The sequence below is a fragment of the Marinobacter gudaonensis genome (assembly GCF_900115175.1).
Lineage (GTDB): Bacteria > Pseudomonadota > Gammaproteobacteria > Pseudomonadales > Oleiphilaceae > Marinobacter > Marinobacter gudaonensis.
Window position 1 is genome coordinate 1,278,173 of record NZ_FOYV01000001.1, and the last position, 18,495, is coordinate 1,296,667.

General features: G+C 62.4%; 18 protein-coding genes. 12 read left to right on the forward strand and 6 right to left on the reverse strand.

Going from position 1 to position 18,495, the window contains the following annotated elements:
- The first annotated feature begins 29 nt into the window (after positions 1-29).
- From BM344_RS05810 to BM344_RS05830, 5 genes are all read left to right on the forward strand, one after another.
- Complete coding sequence (locus BM344_RS05810; RefSeq protein ID WP_091987102.1) at positions 30-1,673, forward strand: L,D-transpeptidase family protein; 1,644 nt, start codon at positions 30-32, stop codon at positions 1,671-1,673.
- 5 nt (positions 1,674-1,678) lie between these two features.
- Complete coding sequence (locus BM344_RS05815) at positions 1,679-2,131, forward strand: hypothetical protein (RefSeq protein ID WP_091987105.1); 453 nt, start codon at positions 1,679-1,681, stop codon at positions 2,129-2,131.
- Positions 2,118-3,068, forward strand: coding sequence for an alpha/beta fold hydrolase (locus BM344_RS05820; protein WP_091987107.1), 951 nt, complete (start codon positions 2,118-2,120; stop codon positions 3,066-3,068). The genes BM344_RS05815 and BM344_RS05820 overlap by 14 nt, the downstream gene beginning before the upstream one ends.
- Positions 3,065-3,358: a SelT/SelW/SelH family protein gene (locus BM344_RS05825; protein WP_091987110.1), complete on the forward strand. Its 294-nt coding sequence runs from the start codon at positions 3,065-3,067 to the stop codon at positions 3,356-3,358. Before BM344_RS05820 ends, BM344_RS05825 begins: the two co-directional genes overlap by 4 nt.
- Positions 3,359-3,485: 127 nt before the next feature.
- Entirely contained in the window at positions 3,486-4,586 is a 1,101-nt protein-coding gene (locus BM344_RS05830; protein WP_091987111.1) for an oxidoreductase, read from the forward strand.
- Between the two features lie 5 nt (positions 4,587-4,591).
- Here BM344_RS05830 and BM344_RS05835 read toward each other — a convergent pair whose 3' ends face one another.
- On the reverse strand, positions 4,592-5,479 hold the full coding sequence (locus tag BM344_RS05835; protein ID WP_091987114.1) for an alpha/beta fold hydrolase: 888 nt from the start codon (positions 5,477-5,479) through the stop codon (positions 4,592-4,594).
- Positions 5,480-5,620: 141 nt separating this feature from the next.
- Between BM344_RS05835 and BM344_RS05840 the strand changes: the two genes are divergently transcribed.
- Complete coding sequence (locus tag BM344_RS05840; protein ID WP_091987116.1) at positions 5,621-6,406, forward strand: ZIP family metal transporter; 786 nt, start codon at positions 5,621-5,623, stop codon at positions 6,404-6,406.
- Positions 6,407-6,443: 37 nt separating this feature from the next.
- On the opposite strand, the gene BM344_RS05845 is transcribed toward BM344_RS05840, so the two are convergent.
- Positions 6,444-7,352 carry a LysR family transcriptional regulator gene (locus tag BM344_RS05845; protein ID WP_091987118.1) on the reverse strand — a complete coding sequence of 303 codons (909 nt, stop codon included), beginning with the start codon at positions 7,350-7,352 and terminating at the stop codon, positions 6,444-6,446.
- 185 nt (positions 7,353-7,537) lie between these two features.
- Between BM344_RS05845 and BM344_RS05850 the strand changes: the two genes are divergently transcribed.
- Positions 7,538-9,049, forward strand: a complete 1,512-nt coding sequence (locus BM344_RS05850; protein ID WP_091987121.1) for a CoA-acylating methylmalonate-semialdehyde dehydrogenase — start codon at positions 7,538-7,540, stop codon at positions 9,047-9,049.
- A gap of 26 nt (positions 9,050-9,075) precedes the next feature.
- Positions 9,076-10,746, forward strand: a complete 1,671-nt coding sequence (locus BM344_RS05855; RefSeq protein ID WP_091987122.1) for a GMC family oxidoreductase — start codon at positions 9,076-9,078, stop codon at positions 10,744-10,746.
- 7 nt (positions 10,747-10,753) lie between these two features.
- On the opposite strand, the gene BM344_RS05860 is transcribed toward BM344_RS05855, so the two are convergent.
- The 4 genes from BM344_RS05860 to BM344_RS05875 all read right to left on the reverse strand — a co-directional run bounded on the left by BM344_RS05860 (position 10,754) and on the right by BM344_RS05875 (position 14,533).
- On the reverse strand, positions 10,754-11,425 hold the full coding sequence (locus BM344_RS05860) for an NAD(P)H-binding protein (RefSeq protein ID WP_091987125.1): 672 nt from the start codon (positions 11,423-11,425) through the stop codon (positions 10,754-10,756).
- 161 nt (positions 11,426-11,586) lie between these two features.
- Entirely contained in the window at positions 11,587-13,113 is a 1,527-nt protein-coding gene (locus BM344_RS05865; protein WP_091987126.1) for a tripartite tricarboxylate transporter permease, read from the reverse strand.
- The gene (locus tag BM344_RS05870) at positions 13,113-13,559 is read right to left on the reverse strand and encodes a tripartite tricarboxylate transporter TctB family protein (protein ID WP_091987129.1); all 447 of its coding nucleotides are present in this window, start codon (positions 13,557-13,559) and stop codon (positions 13,113-13,115) included. The genes BM344_RS05865 and BM344_RS05870 overlap by 1 nt, the downstream gene beginning before the upstream one ends.
- Entirely contained in the window at positions 13,556-14,533 is a 978-nt protein-coding gene (locus tag BM344_RS05875; RefSeq protein WP_091987131.1) for a Bug family tripartite tricarboxylate transporter substrate binding protein, read from the reverse strand. The genes BM344_RS05870 and BM344_RS05875 overlap by 4 nt, the downstream gene beginning before the upstream one ends.
- Before the next feature lie 223 nt (positions 14,534-14,756).
- On the opposite strand from BM344_RS05875, the gene BM344_RS05880 reads away from it, so the two are divergent.
- From BM344_RS05880 to BM344_RS05895, 4 genes are all read left to right on the forward strand, one after another.
- Positions 14,757-16,400 carry an ATP-binding protein gene (locus BM344_RS05880; RefSeq protein ID WP_091987133.1) on the forward strand — a complete coding sequence of 548 codons (1,644 nt, stop codon included), beginning with the start codon at positions 14,757-14,759 and terminating at the stop codon, positions 16,398-16,400.
- Positions 16,397-17,092 carry a response regulator gene (locus BM344_RS05885; RefSeq protein ID WP_091987135.1) on the forward strand — a complete coding sequence of 232 codons (696 nt, stop codon included), beginning with the start codon at positions 16,397-16,399 and terminating at the stop codon, positions 17,090-17,092. The genes BM344_RS05880 and BM344_RS05885 overlap by 4 nt, the downstream gene beginning before the upstream one ends.
- A gap of 26 nt (positions 17,093-17,118) precedes the next feature.
- Complete coding sequence (locus tag BM344_RS05890; RefSeq protein WP_091987138.1) at positions 17,119-17,910, forward strand: M48 family metallopeptidase; 792 nt, start codon at positions 17,119-17,121, stop codon at positions 17,908-17,910.
- 68 nt (positions 17,911-17,978) lie between these two features.
- Positions 17,979-18,491, forward strand: coding sequence for a DUF2244 domain-containing protein (locus BM344_RS05895; RefSeq protein WP_091987141.1), 513 nt, complete (start codon positions 17,979-17,981; stop codon positions 18,489-18,491).
- Positions 18,492-18,495: the final 4 nt, after the last annotated feature.

Sequence of the window (18,495 nt, forward strand, 5' to 3'; positions counted from 1 at the left end):
GTATTGCCACGGGGAGGCAACCAACACCCATGATTAACATTCGTCAGCTGTCGTTTGTGACTCTTCTGGCAACGATACTGCCATCGCTCTGGCTTGCGCCCGCACATGCTGCCGAGGGTGCCAATGAACACATCGTCTCGAGAATCGAGGCGCTGAACGGCGGTTTTCCGGTAGAAGTGCTTGGCAGCCCGCTCATGGCAAAGAAGGCACTGCCCGCGTTTTACGCCAGTAACGGCTATCGTCTGGCCTGGGATTCAATGGAGTACCGCCAGCAACTGGCCGGGGCGATCGGACGCGCCAGCAACGACGGCCTGCTACCCGGTGATTACCACGCGGATCTGCTGGCAAGCCTGGCATCCGCACCAATAGCGGATATCTCGCCGGCACGGCGGGCAGATATCGATCTGCTGTTCTCGGACGCCTTCCTGGTGTTCGGATCGCACCTGCTGGAAGGCAAGGTCAACCCCCAGACCATCCACGCCGAGTGGACGGCCAACCGGCGCCAACGGAAGATGGAGTCAGTACTGGCCGATGCGCTCGACAGCGGCGATATCGATCATACTCTGGACGCTCTGAGGCCGTCGCATCCCGCCTATCGCCAACTGATGGACGTTCGCCGTTCACTCGCCTCTGAAGCCGCGGCGCCCTGGGAGCCGCTGGCCGACAGACCCACGCTGCGGCCAGGTGAATACGATCCACGAGTGCCCGAAGTACGCCTGCGTCTGGCGGCCCTCGGAGACCTTGAACCGACCGACAGCACCGACCAGGACCCCCAGCTCTACAACGCGCTGCTGGAGAAAGCCATCAGGGCATTTCAGTCACGGCACGGGTTGGAAGCCGACGGAGTGATCGGCCGGGACACCTTCCGGGCCCTGAACCTCACACCTGCCGCGCGCATCCGTCAGCTTGACGCGACTCTGGAGCGATGGCGCTGGTTGCCCGAGTCACTGGGCGAAACCTACGTGCTGGTGAACATTGCCGGCTTTGAGCTGACCCTGATTGACCGGGGCTCCGAAGTTCTGCGCAAACGCGTGATCGTCGGCAAGCCCTTCCGGCAAACGCCGGTGTTCAGTGATCAGATTGAATATCTTGTGTTCAATCCGACCTGGACCGTGCCCCGCACCATCATGCTGCAGGATCAGTTGCCCCAGATCCTGAATGATCCGGACTATCTGGCAAGGCTCAACATCAGCGTCTACCGGGGCTGGGGCGCCGATCGAGTACCGGTTGACCCTGCCACGATCGACTGGTCCGCCCTGGGCAGGAACAACTTCCCGTACCAGCTGGTTCAGGAACCGGGGCCGCAGAACGCGCTCGGACAGGTCAAGTTCATGCTGCCCAACCAGTACGACGTCTATCTGCACGACACCCCGGGCAGGGGGCTGTTTGCCAAGTCAGAGCGCACCTTCAGCTCTGGCTGCATTCGGGTGGAGCAGCCCTTCGACCTGGCGGAACGTCTGCTCGCCGGTTCTCCCAACTGGTCCCGGGCGAGAATTGAGGGCGTCATCGACGGTCAGGTTCCGCAAACGGTTCTTTTGCCCAGGCCCGTGCCGGTTCATCTCCAGTACTGGACCGCCTGGGTAGACGGCGAAGGCCGTATTCAGTACCGCAACGACATTTACGAGCGCGATGCGCGCCTGCTCAAGGAACTGAAGGGATCCATGGAGGGCTGACCGGTATGCATCGGCTACTGATTGCCTGTTTCTCCGGCCTGCTTCTGGCAGGCTGCCAGTCTCAACCACCGGCCGGTGCTGATGTCGCGCCCGGCGCGGTGCTGATCAGTGCACAGCATTGCCTGAGCGAGTACCTCGAGGAGCTTGAGAAAAACCACTATGGCCCCTGCCTCAAAATCATTTCCGTCGACGGACAAGCTCCCCCGGTTCGCTCCGACGGCTTCATTGAGCTGCCCGCCAGAACGCCCGTAACACTCGGCGTCAGTTGCGTCTACCGGCACGCCGACGGCTCACCCATCCCGGCCACCATGGAGAACACTGAATTCTCCGTTACCCGGGCAACGTTCGAGAATCCGGGCACCCGCTGGTATCTGCATGCCCACAGGCAGGCTCGGCAGGTGGTGGGGTGCGAGCCCACCCTGTCCCGATCTGTTTATCCAACCTATGACACCGAGTAACACCCCGCAAGAAAGCGACCGGACGCTGGTGCTCGCGGATGGCCGAAGACTCGCCTACACCGATTGCGGCGATCCGGAAGGCACCCCGGTGTTTTTCGCCCACGGCATGCCCGGTAGCCGTCTGGAAGGGTATTTTTTTGACAGGCTTGCCCAGGCCCACCGCTTTCGGATTATCACCGTCGATCGCCCGGGCATTGGCCGGTCCGGGTTCCAGGCCGGGCGGACGCTCCGGGATTACCCTCGCGACATCGAACAACTTGCGAACGCCCTGGGCATTGATCGCTTCACCCACATGGGCTGGTCCAGTGGCGGCTCGCGGACGCTGGCGTGCTGCCATGGGCTGGCAGACCGCGTGGAGCTCGGTGTCTGTCTCTCTGGTTATACCCATTTCCCGGAATACCCCGGAAGCGGGAGGCTGCTTGAAGCCACCCGCTGGCCCGGTCCGGCCATGGCCAATCTCAGCCCGCGGCTGGTGCAGGTTGCCGTGTGCCTGGTCGCCTGGCTGTCCCGTGTCCAACCGGGCCTGTATATGAGAAGTGCCCGGCAGATAGCGAGCGTCCATGACCGGGCGCTGCTTCAGTCGCTGGCTGGCGATGGCCGGTTCCGGGCCGATCAGCTTGAGTGTCTCAATAGCCGCTGTCGCGCCATCGCCACGGATCTTCTGACCGAACTGGGTGACTGGGGTTTTCGCCTCGGGGATGTCCGTACGCCGGTGCTGATCTACCAGGGCGCCGATGACCCCTTCGTACCGGTGGACTATGCGCGCCACCTTGACGACAAACTACCTGCCTCCGAACTCACCCTGATGCCAGACACAGGCCATCTTTATCCGCTGTCCGGAGCGTTTCAGGAGCGGCTGTTCACACACATCCGGCAGATGCTTCTGAGCGGCCGTACCCGACCATTCACCGAACACACGTCAAGGAGCGCACTATGACCAACAAAGTGGACATACATTACTGCACAGGCTGTCGCTGGCTGCTTCGCTCAGCCTGGATGGCGCAGGAACTACTGACCACCTTCGAGGCGGACATCAGCGAACTGAGCCTGCACCCGGGCAGCGGCGGTATCTTCGAAGTCTGGGTGAACGGAGAGCGAGTCTGGTCGCGCAAGGACGATGGCGGCTTCCCGGAGATCACTGTGCTCAAGCAACGGGTCCGCGACCAGATCGCTCCCGAGCGCTCGCTGGGCCACTCGGACCGGAAGTCCGCCGACTCTCCTGAATGATCCCTGAGCGATCCCTGAGTGATCATTCAAAAATACTGACAGGCTGCTTCGATATTCTTCGCTTTAAGACCCACGCCTCCGGCCCGATAGTAGTGCGCCATACATACATCAACACGTGAGGGTAACTATGAGCGACGTAATGCAGCCTGTTCGATTCAGTTCCGTTGAGGTGCCCAACCGCTTTGCCCTGGCGCCAATGACCCGCACCAGCGCCGAACCGGACGGCACGCCCAACGCCCTGATGGCGGACCACTACGAGCGTTACGCCAAGGGCGGTTTCGGCCTGATCATCACCGAAGGCACCTACACCGACGACAAGGCTAGCCAGGGCTATGCCAACCAGCCTGGCATCATCAATGACCAGCAGGTTGCTGGCTGGAAAACCATCGTCGACCGGGTCCACTCTGCAGGCAGCCGTATTTTCATACAGCTGATGCACGCCGGCGCCCAGTTCCAGGCCAACCGGTACACAGACCTGCCCCAGGGCCCCAGCCCGGTGATTCCCAAAGGTGCGCCGCTCGGTTTTTATGGCGACCAGACCGAATGGAAAACACCCGAGGCCATGAGCGAGTCTGATATCCAGGCAGCCATCGACGGCTTCGCCCTGTCTGCCGCCAACGCCAAAGCTGCCGGCTTCGACGGCATCGAGATCCACGGCGCCAACGGCTACCTGTTGAATCAGTTCCTCAGCACCCACTTCAACCAGCGGGACGACCGCTATGGTGGCTCACTGGAGAACCGTCTGCGCCTGGTCACCGAAGTGGTCGACGCCGTTCGTAAGGCAGTGGGTGAAGACTTTCCTGTGGGCATCCGGCTGTCCCAGGGCACCGTCACCGACCCGGACTATCAGCTACCGGAAGGCGAGGCCGGATTCCGGAAGATAGTGGAAGCCGTGCGTGACGCCGGCGCGGATTTCGTGCACACCACCGACGGCGATGTGAACCGTCAGCATTTCACCGAAGGAAACGGCAGCCTGGCCAGCGTGGCTCATCAGGTCGCCGGCATTGAGCTGATCCTTAACGGCGGAATTGACGAGATCAACTGCCAGGATGTGGCCAACCAGTTCCCCGGCACCCTGCTGGCGGTGGGCAAGAAAGCCCTGGCCAATCCGGATTTCGTCCAGCGGCTCAAGGATGGCAAGGAAATCGATGACATAGATTTTGCCATGCTGCAGCCCAAGGCCACCATCCGCAACGAACTGGCCTGGCGCGAGAAGAACGCCGCCTGATCGGTTCAGGTAGCTGAGAAAAAGCGCCGGAGCTCGTCTTGGACGGCCTCCGGCGCCTCTTCCGGAAGGAAATGACCGCAATCGAGCGCGATGCCACTCACCTCCTCCCCATAATCACGCCACACCGACAGTACATCGTAGGTGCGGTGCACAAAGCCCCGGTTTCCCCAAAGCACCAGCAGCGGACAACTCACCCGGTGCCCGGCACGTCGGTCCTCCCGGTCGTGCTCGAGATCCACCGACGCGGCAGCACGGTAGTCTTCGCAGCTGGCATGAACGGCCCCCGGCGAGGCAAAGCAGCGAACATAGTCGGCCACCGCCGCTTCATCAAATACAGCCCCCGGGGCGGACCAGCGCCTGAGTTTCTCCCGGAGGAAATACTCCGGGTCCTGGCCGATCATTCGCTCCGGCAGGCCGTCCGGCTGAATCAGGAAAAACCAGTGGTAGTAACCGGTGGCGAAGGCTTGATCGGTATGCTCGAACATGTGCAGCGTGGGTGCGATGTCCATGACACAGGCACGCTCGACCTGATCCGGGTAATCCAGGCACAGGCGGTGGACAACCCTGGCGCCCCGGTCATGGCCGGCCACTGAAAAACGCGGATAGCCGAGTTCGGCCATTACAGACACCATATCGGCCGCCATCCGCCGCTTGCTGTAGGCCCGATGGTCCGGATCGGAATCCGGTTTACCGCTGTCCCCGTACCCCCTCAGGTCAGGGCATATTACCCGGAACTCCCTGGCCAGGGCTGGCGCAATCTGGTGCCACATAAGGTGGGTCTGGGGATAGCCGTGCAACAGCAGCAACGGCTGGCCAGCGCCGCCTTCGGCAAGGTTGATGTCCACGCCGTCGACCGTAATCGTTCGGTAGCGGAAAGGCTCAGGCAGTTTCATGGTCCACTCCCGGTTGGCCGTTGTTATGGATGATCATGGCAAAGGTAGCAACAGTTATCGCCCGGATCAGGCGAGATGACCATACGACCAACTGCCAGCAACCGGATGCTATGCTCACACCAACAACCGACAGGAGAATGCATGACATCCGATATCAGCATTGTCTGGCTGGGCACGCTGGCCAGCCTGTTCGCCGGCCTTGCCACCGGGGTGGGCGCACTCGCCATCTTTCTGGTGCGCACCATCACCCACAAACTCCAGGACGCCATGCTGGCGGCAGCCGCCGGGGTCATGCTGGCAGCCTCCTTCTTTTCCCTGCTCCTGCCCGGCCTGGAATACGGCGAACAGATTACCGGCCACACCTGGAGCGCTGCCCTGGTGGTAATACTGGGCGTGCTCTCGGGGGCCGCAGCCATCTACTACGTGCACCAGAAGCTCCCTCATGAGCACTTCGAACTGGGGCGTGAGGGGCCGGAGGCATCCTACATCCGCGGTATCTGGCTGTTTATCATTGCCATTACCCTGCATAACTTCCCCGAGGGCATGGCCGTGGGCGTAGGCTTCGCCGGGGGCGATGTAAAGAACGGTTATGTTCTGGCCACTGGCATCGGCCTGCAGAACATTCCCGAGGGCCTCGCAGTGGCGTTTTCATTACTTGCCATCAACTACTCCCGGTTCCGGGCCTACCTGATTGCCCTCCTCACCGGCCTGGCCGAGCCCCTCGGCGGCGTGTTCGGCGCCACCCTGGTGTGGCTGGCGGAACCGCTGATGCCCTGGACGCTGGGGTTTGCCGCCGGCGCCATGCTGTTCATCATCAGCAACGAAATCATCCCGGAGACCCACCACCGGCAGTGGAAAATCATGTCCACCTTCTGCCTGCTGGCTGGCTTCGCGGTCATGATGTTTCTGGACGCCACGCTTGGCTGAGGCGATCACCTCTGTCGCCCCTATCGCCTAAACGGGCTCAGGCGCCAGGATGCCCCCAGACGCCCTCCAGGGCTTCGAGGGCCTCGCCGATCAGCGGCTCGCCCCGCCGGTCCCGATGCCAGATAAAGCTGAGGGCGCAGGGTAACCGAACGCCATCCAGAACCACCAGGCCCCTTTCCTGGCGCTCAGTCATGGCCAGGGCATCCCTGGCCAGACTCAGGCCCACCCCGGCTCGCACCAGGTCCAGCATGCACGCCTCCTGATCCACCTGGGCGACTCCCCGGGGCAGCACACCAAGCGGGTCGAGCACCCCTTTGAGCAGCCGATGATGAACGGAATCCTCGGGCGTGACGATCCAGGGCATGTTCGCCAGATCCTCCCAGCGGGTTGAGCCGATGCGTGGGCCCCAGCCGGCCGGCGCCACCACGTAATACTGGAAACCGGTCAGTTCCCGGTGGGCAACCTCCGGAGCCAGGGCGCCGGGGCCAACGCCCGGCGGCGCCAGGAAAAAGCCCACGTCCAGTCGGCCATCCCTCACCTGTTCCAGAACGCTGCCACTCATGCCCTGGCGCAGCTCCGTCTCCAGTTGCGGCGCCCTCTCCACCAGCCGGTGCAGGAACGCCCCCAGGCGAATGAACTCCGGATCTACGATGGTGCCGATGCGGAGCCGACCCCTCAGGGTACTGTGCAAGGCCCGGGCGCTTTGCTCAAACGCCGCCAAAGCAGCAAGGGCTTTTTCAGCCACTGGCAACAATGCCTGGCCATCCGGCGTGAGCACCAGGCCCTGGGGTTTGCGCTGGAACAACTTCAGTTCCAACTCGTCTTGCAACTGCTTAAGTTTGAGACTGACTGCCGGCTGGGTCAGATGGAGCCGTATGGCGGCTCGAGACACGCTGCCCTCACGGGCAACGGTCACAAAGGCCTTGAGTGTTTGCAGAGGATGCACAGGTTCGCTTCCTGATCGCCATTCGATATAAGTAAAGCTTATATCTGGCTTTTGGAAATCTCAATTGCCTGCCGATCGAATCGGCCCTACTCTGGGTGATTAATCGACAATTATCGCCTTTCGGGGCGCGAACACCCCTGAAACCTTTTCGACTTCGGGGTTTTCCGGAACAGCACGAGGCACACATGACCAGCGCGACCATCCAGCATTATATCAATGGCGAAATAACATCAGGCACGTCCACCCAGACCCAGGATGTCTTCAACCCGGCCACCGGGCGGGTAACCGGGCAGGTGTCCCTGGCCAACCGTGCCGATGTGGATGCCGCAGTCGCCGCCGCCGACGCCGCTTTCCCGGCCTGGGCCGACACGCCGCCCATCCGCCGGGCGCGGGTGATGTTCCGCTTTCTGGAACTGCTGAACCAGCACAAGGACGACCTGGCTCGGGCCATCACCGCCGAGCACGGCAAGGTGTTTACCGACGCCCAGGGTGAAGTGGCCCGGGGCATCGACATTGTCGAGTTCGCCTGCGGCATTCCCCAGCTGTTGAAAGGCGATTACACCGAGCAGGTGAGCACCGGCATCGACAACTGGACCACCCGCCAGCCCCTGGGCGTGGTGGCCGGCGTCACCCCGTTCAACTTCCCGGCCATGGTGCCCATGTGGATGTTCCCGGTGGCCATTGCCGCTGGCAACACCTTCGTACTGAAACCCAGCCCGTTGGACCCCAGCGCCTCCCTGATGCTGGCCGACCTGCTCAAGCAGGCGGGCCTGCCGGACGGCGTGTTCAACGTGGTCCAGGGTGACAAGGAGGCCGTGAACGCGCTGATCGAGCACCCGGATGTGCAGGCACTGAGCTTTGTCGGCTCCACCCCCATTGCCAACCTGCTGTATGAGAAAGGCGCCAAACACGGCAAGCGCATCCAGGCCCTTGGCGGCGCCAAGAACCACATGGTGGTGATGCCCGACGCCGATCTGGACAAAGCCGTCGACGCCCTGATCGGTGCCGCCTACGGCAGCGCCGGCGAGCGTTGCATGGCCATCAGCGTGGCGGTACTGGTGGGCGACGTGGCCGACAAGATCATGCCCCGACTGGCCGAGCGCGCCCGCGCCCTGAAGGTGAAAAACGGCGAGCAACTGGATGCCGAGATGGGCCCGATTGTCACTGCCGCCGCGCACCAGCGCATTACCGGCTACATTGACAAGGGTGTGGCCGAAGGTGCCCAACTCGTCGTCGATGGCCGTGAATTCGATGCCTCCGGCACCGGCGAAGGTTGCGAGAACGGATTCTGGATGGGCGGTTCGCTGTTTGATCACGTGACCCCGGACATGACCATCTACCGGGAGGAGATCTTCGGCCCGGTTCTGGCCTGCGTGCGGGTACCGGACATTGCCACTGCCATTCGCCTGATCAACGAGCACGAATTCGGGAACGGCGTGAGCTGCTTCACTGAGAGTGGCAGCGTTGCCCGGGAGTTCGGTCGTCGGATACAGGTTGGCATGGTGGGCATCAACGTGCCTATTCCGGTGCCCATGGCCTGGCACGGCTTTGGTGGCTGGAAGCGCTCCATGTTTGGCGATACCCACGCCTACGGCGAGGAAGGGGTGAAGTTCTACACCCGCCAGAAATCGATCATGCAGCGCTGGTCCGAATCCATCGATGCCGGAGCGGAATTTGTCATGCCAACGGCCAAGTAACCCACAGGCAGCGGCGGAGAAGAACCATGTCCGATAACAACAAGGCCACGGGACAGCTGGAGTTCGATTACATCGTGGTAGGCGCCGGCTCGGCTGGCTGCCTGCTGGCCAATCGCCTGAGCGCCAAACCGGACAACCGGGTATTGCTGATCGAGGCCGGCGGACGCGACAACTACCACTGGATTCACATTCCGGTGGGCTACCTGTACTGCATCGACAACCCCCGAACCGACTGGCGTTTCCGCACCGAGCCGGATCCTGGCCTCAACGGCCGCTCGCTGATTTACCCCCGGGGCAAGACCCTGGGTGGCTGTTCCAGCATCAACGGCATGCTCTACATCCGCGGCCAGGCCCGGGACTACAATCAATGGGCCGAAGTAACCGGCGAGCAGGCCTGGAACTGGGAGAACTGCCTGTCGGATTTCATGCGCCACGAGGACCACTATCGCCTGGATGAGGGCGGTGACGCCGACCCGGACCATCACAAGTACCATGGCCATGGCGGTGAGTGGCGAGTGGAGCACCAGCGCCTGAAATGGAAGGTGCTGGAAGACTTCGCCACCGCCTGCGTGGAGGCCGGGATTCCCCGAACCCGCGACTTCAACCGGGGTGATAATGAAGGCGTGGACTACTTCGAGGTAAACCAGCGTTCGGGCTGGCGCTGGAACACCTCCAAGGCGTTCCTGCGCGAAGCGGAAAAACGCCCCAACCTGACCCTCTGGCACTCCACCCACGTACTGGGCCTGACCACTGAAACCGGCGACGCCGGTCCCCGCTGTACCGGTGTAAAGGTTGAAAGGCCTGGCACTGGCGAGTTGCTGGCGCTGGCCAAACGGGAAGTCGTGCTCTCGGCCGGCGCCATCGGCTCGCCGCAACTGCTTCAGCTCTCGGGTATTGGCCCGGGGGACTTGCTCAGGGAACACGGTATCGACGTGGTTCTCGACCTGCCCGGCGTGGGCGAGAATCTCCAGGACCACCTGCAGATCCGCTCGGTGTACAAGGTGACCGGTGCCACCACCCTGAACACCATGGCCAATTCCCTGGTGGGCAAGGCCCGGATCGGCCTGGAGTACCTGCTCACCCGGTCCGGCCCCATGAGCATGGCGCCTTCCCAGTTGTGCCTGTTTACCCGTAGCTCGGAGGAGTTCGACTACGCCAACATCGAATACCACGTGCAGCCCCTGAGCCTGGATGCCTTCGGCCAGCCCCTGCATGATTTCCCGGCCATCACCGCCAGCGTCTGCAACCTGAACCCCACCAGCCGGGGTACGGTGCGCATTCGCAGCCGCGATCCGAAAGCGGCACCGGCGATTTCGCCCAACTACCTGAGCACGCCGGAGGACCGCAAAGTGGCAGCGGATTCGCTTCGGGTGACCCGACGCATCGCCGAGCAGCCGGCGTTCCAGAAATACCAGCCCGAGGAGTTCAAGCCGGGCCTGCAGTACCAGACCGACGATGAACTCACCCGGCTGGCCGGGGACATTGGCACCACCATCTTTCACCCGGTGGGCACCACCCGGATGGGACGTGCCGACGACGAGCAAGCGGTTGTGGACCCTCACCTCAGGGTCCGGGGAATGGCCGGGCTTCGGGTGGTGGATGCCGGTGTCATGCCCACCATCACCAGCGGCAACACCAACTCACCTACCCTGATGATTGCCGAAAAGGCGGCACGCTGGATTCTGGCGGGCGAGTAGCCACGCGCTACTCCGCCAGCTGGCGGATCTCGTCATACTCGCGAATTTGCAGCACGCGCTCAGCCGCGGGCGCTGTGGCCAGGCTGCAGACCTCATTGACCATGGCAAGGGCCACCGTTGCCGCCTCAATGCCCCGGTACTTGTCCAGGGGGCCGATCAGCAGGCGGTTTACCAGGGGCATGGCCTTGATACCCAGCGCCTCCGCGGTGCGCTGCTCCTTGCGGTCACCCAGCAGCAGACTGGGATGATAGATGGAAAGGTAGGGGTAACCCAGGTCTTCAAGGGCATCTTCGAGCTCTCCCTTCACCCGGTTGTAGAAGATGGTGGAGGAGGACGACGCACCAATGGCCGACATCAGGATAAAGGCCCGGACGTCAGGGGCCCGGCCCAGCTCTGCTGCTTTGAGGGGATAGCCGAGATCCACCTTTCGAAACTGGGCCTGGGAGCCGGCCTTTTTGATGGTGGTGCCCAGGCAGCAGATAATGGCATCCACATCAAACAGGCTGGCATGGGCGTCCAGATCGTCGAAATCGACCTCATGCTGGGCCAGTTTGTCGTGCAGGGTCGGCAACCGGTGACGCACCAGGGCCACCACCTGATTAACCTCCTCCCGGGCCAACAGCCCCTGAAGAACCTGCCCGCCAGTAAGACCGGTGGCACCGAGCAACATCACCTTCATAACAGACCTTCCCGCAAACAAACCTGCTTCATCATAGCAAAGACCGGCCGGCTGGCGCCTTCCCTGGCAGGCACCACGACCGCCCCACCAAAAAAAGCACCGGGACAAGCCCGGTGCAAAGACTGACAACAGATCGTCGGTCGGGAGTCATCAGGGGTCTGCTAGTCGCTGACCGGGCTCTCCTTCATGGCCGCATTCATCCGTCGGCGCAACAGCGGCCCGACGAGGTACGGCAGGATCAGGCCCAACCCGGCGACAATCCAGAGCCCCATCGCAAGCGGGCTGCCCCAGAGAATGCTCCAGTCACCGTCCGACAGTACCATGGCGTGCCCCAGGTTCTTCTCCATTTCCGGCCCGAGCAGCAGACCCAGAATGATCGGCACCAGGGGTATTTCCAGTTTGCGCAGGAAGTAGCCCGCAATGCCGAATGCCACCATAAAATAAAGGTCGAAGGTGCTGTGGCTGATGGAATAGATACCCACGAACGCCACCATGGTGACGATCGGCAGCAGGTACATGGGCGGCACTGAAAGCAGCTTCACGAAGAAGCCGACCAACGGAATGTTCAGCACCAGCAGCAGCACGTTGCCGATCAGCAGCGCCGCGATCACGCCCCAGACGATGTCGGCGTTCTGGGTAAACATCAGCGGCCCGGGCGTGATGTTCAGGGAGATCAGCATGGCCAGCAGCACGGCAGTGGTGCCGCTGCCCGGAACACCCAGGGTCAGCATAGGCACCAGGGCACCCGAAGACGCGCCATTGTTGCCGGCCTCCGGCGCCACGACGCCCCGGATATCCCCTTCACCAAACGTGCCTTTCTTGCCCACCACCTGCTTTTCCAGGGTGTAGCTGATAAAACTGCCCAGGGAAGCACCCGCGCCCGGCAGGACACCGGAAATAAAACCCAGTATGCCGCCGCGAAGCTGCGTTGGAATCGTGGTCACCAGTTCCTTGAACGTCAGGGTGAGTTTGCCCACCTGCATCTTCTCGCGACCGCCACCCATCCGATGTTCAACAAAGAACAGCAATTCGGAGATGGCAAACAGGCCCACAATCGCCAGGATGAAATCGATACCCTCATAGAGTTCCAGCACGCCGAACGTGTAACGCTGGGTTCCGGTGGAGATATCAATGCCGACCGTGGAGATCATGATACCCAGGGTGGCCGCGATCACCGTTTTCATCGGGTTCTTGCCGGTAATGCCCCCGAGGGTGGCAAAGGCCAGCAGGAACAGGGCAAAGTACTCCGCCGGCCCGAAGGTCAGCGCGAATTTTGCCAGCACCGGTGCGAGCATGATCAGACCGATGGTGCCTATCAGGCCACCGGCAAAGGAGGCGATGGCCGACACCGCCAGGGCATCGGCAGCGCGGCCTTTCTGTGCCATGGGGTAGCCATCGAGGCAGGTCATCATCGCCGGCTCGTCGCCGGGTATGTTCAGCAGGATCGACGATATCCGTCCGCCGTACATGGCACCAGCGTACACCGCCGTGAGCAGGATCATCGCCGTTTCCGGCGGCAACCCGAGGGTGAACGCCAGGGGAATCAGAATAGCGACGCCGTTGGCCGGCCCCAGGCCAGGCAGGCAGCCTATCAGCGTACCTACGAAGGCGCCAAAGAGCGCAAACATCAGGTTGTAAGGGGTCAGCGCAACCGCGAACCCCTCCATCAGAAAGCCGAGAGTTTCCATCAGTGCACCTCCAGCAAGCCGGCGGGCAGGCTCAGCGACAGGCCGTAGTTGAACAGCACGAAGACCACCACAGCGCTCGCCAGCCCGGTCACAAAGGCCCGTTTCGGTTCAGCGCCCATACGCCAGCTCAATGTGCCCACAGCCAGGGTAGTGGCAATCACAAAGCCCAGCGGCTCGAGCAGGAACGCATAGACCACCAGAACCGCCACCGACACCACCAGCTCCAGGGCAGACTTGCCCAGGGGCCACTGAGCGTCCGGGTCCGGCTTGATCATCAGGTAGAGACTGCCTGCAACCAGCACCACCGAGAGGATGGTGGGAAAGGTTTCCGGGCCCACGGCTTCGGCGCCGCCAAACGGCTCGGGCCACTGTTGGGCAGCCCAGCCGTAGGCAACGGCGAGAACCAGAAGGCCCAGGCCGAGAACGCGATCACCGAGGCTGCTCATTTGAGCAGCCCGATTTCGCGGGACAGGTTCTCGATGTCCTGAACCTGGTTGCGCACGAACTCATCAAACTTGTCCGCCGGCGGATGGAACGGGATCAGGCCGTTGCTCTTCATCACCTGCCTCCACTCGTCACTGGCGTACAGGGTATCGACGGCTTCCACCCAGTAGGCCTTGGCGGCCTCGTCCGCACCCTTGGGCATGTAGAACCCGCGCCAGTTCGGTCCCACCGCATCAATGCCCTGCTCTTTAGCGGTAGGCAGGTTGCCGAACTTGCCCGGCAGGCGCTCGTCCGCCAGCACCGCCAGAACGCGCAGGTCGCCGGACTCCATGAAGCCGGTCGCCTCGGAAATATCGCCAGTAAAGGCGTCAACCTGGCCACCAACCACCTGGGTCATGGCTTCGCCACCGTTGTTGTAGGACAGGTAGGGAATGGACGGCAGTCGGTCAGCACCGGCGGCCTTGGCTGCGATCAACACTTTCAGGTGGTCCCAGCCACCCCGGGCGCTGCCACCGGCAAACTTGACGGACTTGGGATTGGCTTTCACGGCTGCCATCAGGTCGTTGAGCGTCTGGTACTTCGAGTCCTTGCCAACGGCGATGATGCCGTAATCAGCGCCCAGGGCGCCGACCCAGGTCACCATGTCGGCGTTCATGCCGGGAAACTGCTTCTGGGCCAGCCGGGTGGTGGTCGCGGTGGATGCCGCCACCAGCAGCTTGTTGTCTTCAGCCCGCTTGCTCACAGTGTGGGCATAGGCCACGCCGCCGCCGGCGCCAGCCATATTAACGGTCTGGACAGTGCCTTCCACCAAGCCAAGATCCTTCAGCACGTTACCAACGCTGCGGCAGGTAAAATCCCAACCGCCACCGGGATCGGCGGGCGCCAGGCATTCGACTTTTCCGGAGGGCTGCCAGGCCATGGCAGACATGGAGACGGCCGCAGCCGCCACGAAAGACAGGGTTCTCTTGATAAACATGGTTGTCACCTCATCAACTTGTTGTTGTGATCGCCCCTGAGGCAGGACCGTGTTGGCCAGGTCCCTGGCTTTGGCAGGCCAGAGGAGCGATTGCAGGCAGGTTAATAGGTGAAACCCGAACCCTTGAAGCTTGTGCACGTAATGCCTTTAAAGGGCATTTACCGCATTTTGTTCATAAAGATCACGGGCATGTCCCGGAACGATGCAGTACCCTGAGCAAACAATGACAACAAGCCCGACACCGCCCGTGTTTCGAAAGACCAAACTCAAAACCCGAATGATCCTCACCCTGGGACTGCTGGGCGCTTTGCAGACTGTCCTGATCGGTGGCTTTGCCGGCTTCTACCTGAGCGATTCCCTCTACGACGAAATCGGCCAACGCGCCCTCATGGTCGCCAAGACGGTGGCCGCCACCCCGGCCGTGATCGAGGGTGTCCGGGAGCGGGACATCGACGGCCTGAACCGCCTCGCGGAACGGCTCGCAGTGACCAACGAAGCCCTGTTTATCGTGATCGGAGACGCCGAGGCCATTCGCCTGGCCCATCCCGACCCAAGCCGGATCGGGCATTCCATGGGCGATGACGATGGCGACTATGGGCGCAAGGCTCTGGTGGACGGCCAGGCCTACGTTGCCCGGGCCAGGGGCAGCCTCGGGGAATCCATGCGGGGCAAGGCACCGGTTGTCGTCCCCGCAACTGGCGACATCATCGGCATCGTGTCGGTTGGCTACAGCCTCCAGCAGGTGGAAACCACCATACGTCGCTACAATTTCGTGCTTTACGGCGTGGTGGGGCTGATGCTGCTGGTAACGATCCTGTCCGCCATAGTGATCGCCGGGCGCTTCAAGCGGGCCATCTTCGGACTGGAACCGGAGGAGATCGCCCGGCTGTTCCGGGAACGTGAAGCGACCCTGCAATCGGTGCGCGAGGGCATCATTGCGATCAACCGCGAGGGCATGATCACCACCGCCAACCGGGCCGCCTATGAAACCCTGGGCCTGCCCCCGGAACCACCGCTGGCTGGCCAGCACGTTCTGGATGTGCTCCCGGAAAGCAGCCTGCCCGCCATTCTGGAGTCCGGTGAGCCGGACTTCGACCGGGAAATATGGCTTCGGGACCGGCAGATGGTGGTCAACCGGCTGCCGGTACGCCAGGGCGAAGACATTATCGGCGTGGTCGCCAGCTTCCGGCTGCGCGACGAGCTTGATCAGGTCAGCCGCCGGCTGACCCGCATCCAGCAGTATGCCGATACCCTGCGCAGCCAGACCCATGAATATTCCAACAAACTGCACACCATTGCCGGCCTCATCCAGATTGGTGCTACCGGGGAAGCCCTGAACCTGATCGGCAGCGAAGTCAGCGATCACCAGGCGCTGATCCACCTGCTGCTTGAGGCGGTACCGGATCCGGTCATTGCCGGCTGTCTTCTGGGCAAGTACAACCGGGCCCGGGAGATGGGGCTGCGCCTGGAGATTGACCCGGACAGCCGGATGTCTGACCTGCCTGCCACCCTGCCCCGCGACCAGCTGGTCAGTGTACTGGGCAACCTGATAGACAACGCCCTGGATGCCACCCTTGCCAAGACCGGGGCAGGCGGCCAGGTTCAGCTTTCCATGACCGACCTTGGCCAGGAACTGATTTTCGAGGTGGAAGACCAGGGCGCCGGGATTCCGGAAGCCGAGCGGCAGCGCATTTTCGAGAAGGGCGTCAGCACCAAGAACGGCGAGTCCAGGGGCTATGGCCTGCATCTGGTGCGCCAGTTCCTCAACCAGTGGGGTGGCTCGGTGACCGTGGACGATGTGCCGGAGGGCGGCAGCCGGTTTACCCTGTACCTGCCCAAGACTGCCAATGGGAGAGTCTACCCGTGACCTGCATTCGCATCATGATCGTTGAGGACGACCCCAGAATCGCCGAAATCCAGCGACGATTCGTGGAACGCCTGGATCAGGTGGAGCTGTGCGGGATCGCTCATACCCTGGCCGATGCCCGGGAGCAGATTGACGTACTGGCGCCCGACCTGATCCTGCTGGACGTCTACTTTCCCGATGGCAATGGCCTGGACCTGCTTCGGGAGCTGAGAGCCGCCGACAGCGGCAGCGACGTCATTCTCATCACCGCCGCCAAGGAAGTGGAAACCCTGCGAAGTGCCCTGCGCGGCGGTGTCTTCGACTATATCCTCAAGCCCCTGGTGTTCGAGCGCCTGCAGGAGGCTGTTAATGGCTACCGCGGCCACATGGAGCGCCTGGCCACCCTGCATCAGGTTGCCCAGAAAGAAGTGGACGCGCTGCTTCCGAGGGCGCCCATGGAGAACTCCCGAAGCACGGAGGAACGCTTGCCCAAGGGCATTGATGCGCTGACCCTCGACAAGATTCGTGAGGTTATGGCCGGCGCAGGCAAACTGAGCGCCGAAGAAGTCGGCAACGCCATCGGCGCCTCCCGCACCACCGCGCGCCGCTACCTGGAATTCCTGGTTGGCGCCGGCGAGCTGTCGGCGGAAGTGGCCTATGGCAGTGTCGGTCGGCCTGAGCGAAGATACTGCATGGTGGATACCAAGCCCTGAGATCCCTCAAACTCTGGAGCCTGCGCGTGAAGTTACTGATGATCCCCTTGCTGGCCATGGCCCTGCTCACCGGTTGCCAGGAATCCCCTACTGGCCGGAACCGTCTGGCACTGGTGCCCGATGCAGTGATGGCCGACATGGGCCAGGACAGTTTTGAGCAGATGAAGCAGCAGAATACCGTGGTCACCCGCCCCGAGGTGAACCGGCTGGTGCAGTGCATCACCGGCGAACTGGTGGCGGCTGCCCGCACCGAGTACCCGCAGGCCCCCGCGCCCGAGAGCTGGGAAGTGGTGGTGTTCGAGGCTTCGAGCCCAAACGCCTTTGCCCTTCCGGGCGGAAAAATCGGCGTGCACACCGGCCTGCTCCGGATCGCCGAAAATCCGTCCCAGCTGGCCACCGTGATCGGCCATGAAATTGCCCATTTACTGGCCGACCACGGCAATGAGCGCCTGACCCAACAGCTGGGCGTGCAAGCCGGCATGCTGCTGGTGGGCCTGTTCACCGAGAGCGAGATTGCCGAGGATCAGATCCAGCAGGCCCTCGGGATTGGCGCCCAACTGGGCCTGACCCTGCCATTCAGCCGCGCCCATGAAGAGGAGGCCGACCTGATGGGCCTGAGCATCATGGCAAGAGCCGGCTTCAAGCCCGAGGAAAGTGTTCAGCTGTGGCAAAACATGGCGCAGGCGTCCGGCGCCCAGCCACTGGAATTTCTGTCCACGCACCCCAACCACGATACCCGCATAACCGCGCTCCGGAATCAGCTGGAGGCGGCGAGGTCGATATCCGAAAAGGTCCCACCGGCCCGGTGCCAGATCTGAACAAGCGAACTCCGGCGTAGAATTGACTATCATCAAGTCATTGGCCCGTTGGCGAGTGAGGCATCCCCATGGTGGAACGTCTGCCCTGCCCGGACGGTCTCCGGCTGGTTCTGACACCCAACCGCTCCCTGAGCTGGCATGGTAATGTCAGGATCTGGATCGGGCTGTTTGTGGTCTCTGCGCTCATCACAACCGGCTTCAGCCTTGCCGGCGCCTGGGTGATCATTCCCTTTGCCGGTCTGGAACTGATTGCCCTGGCCTGCGGCATCTATATAACCTCACGGGCCTGCCAGCGCCAGGAGGTGCTGGTCATCAGCGACGAGAACATTCGCCTGGAAAAGGGCATCCGGCGCAAGCAATCCGAATGGACCCTGCCCAGACGCTACGTCAGGCTCAGTGTCCACTCGCCGCGCCATCCTTTCACACCCGCCAGACTGTTCCTGAGCCATCGGGATACCCAGGTCTCTTTGGGTGGTTTCCTCAACCTTGAGGACACCGAAGAGCTTCTCGATATCCTCGAACACCGCGGACTTTTGATTGAACGAAAAGAGCCCGATGCGGACATCGGGCTCTGGTTCTGATACG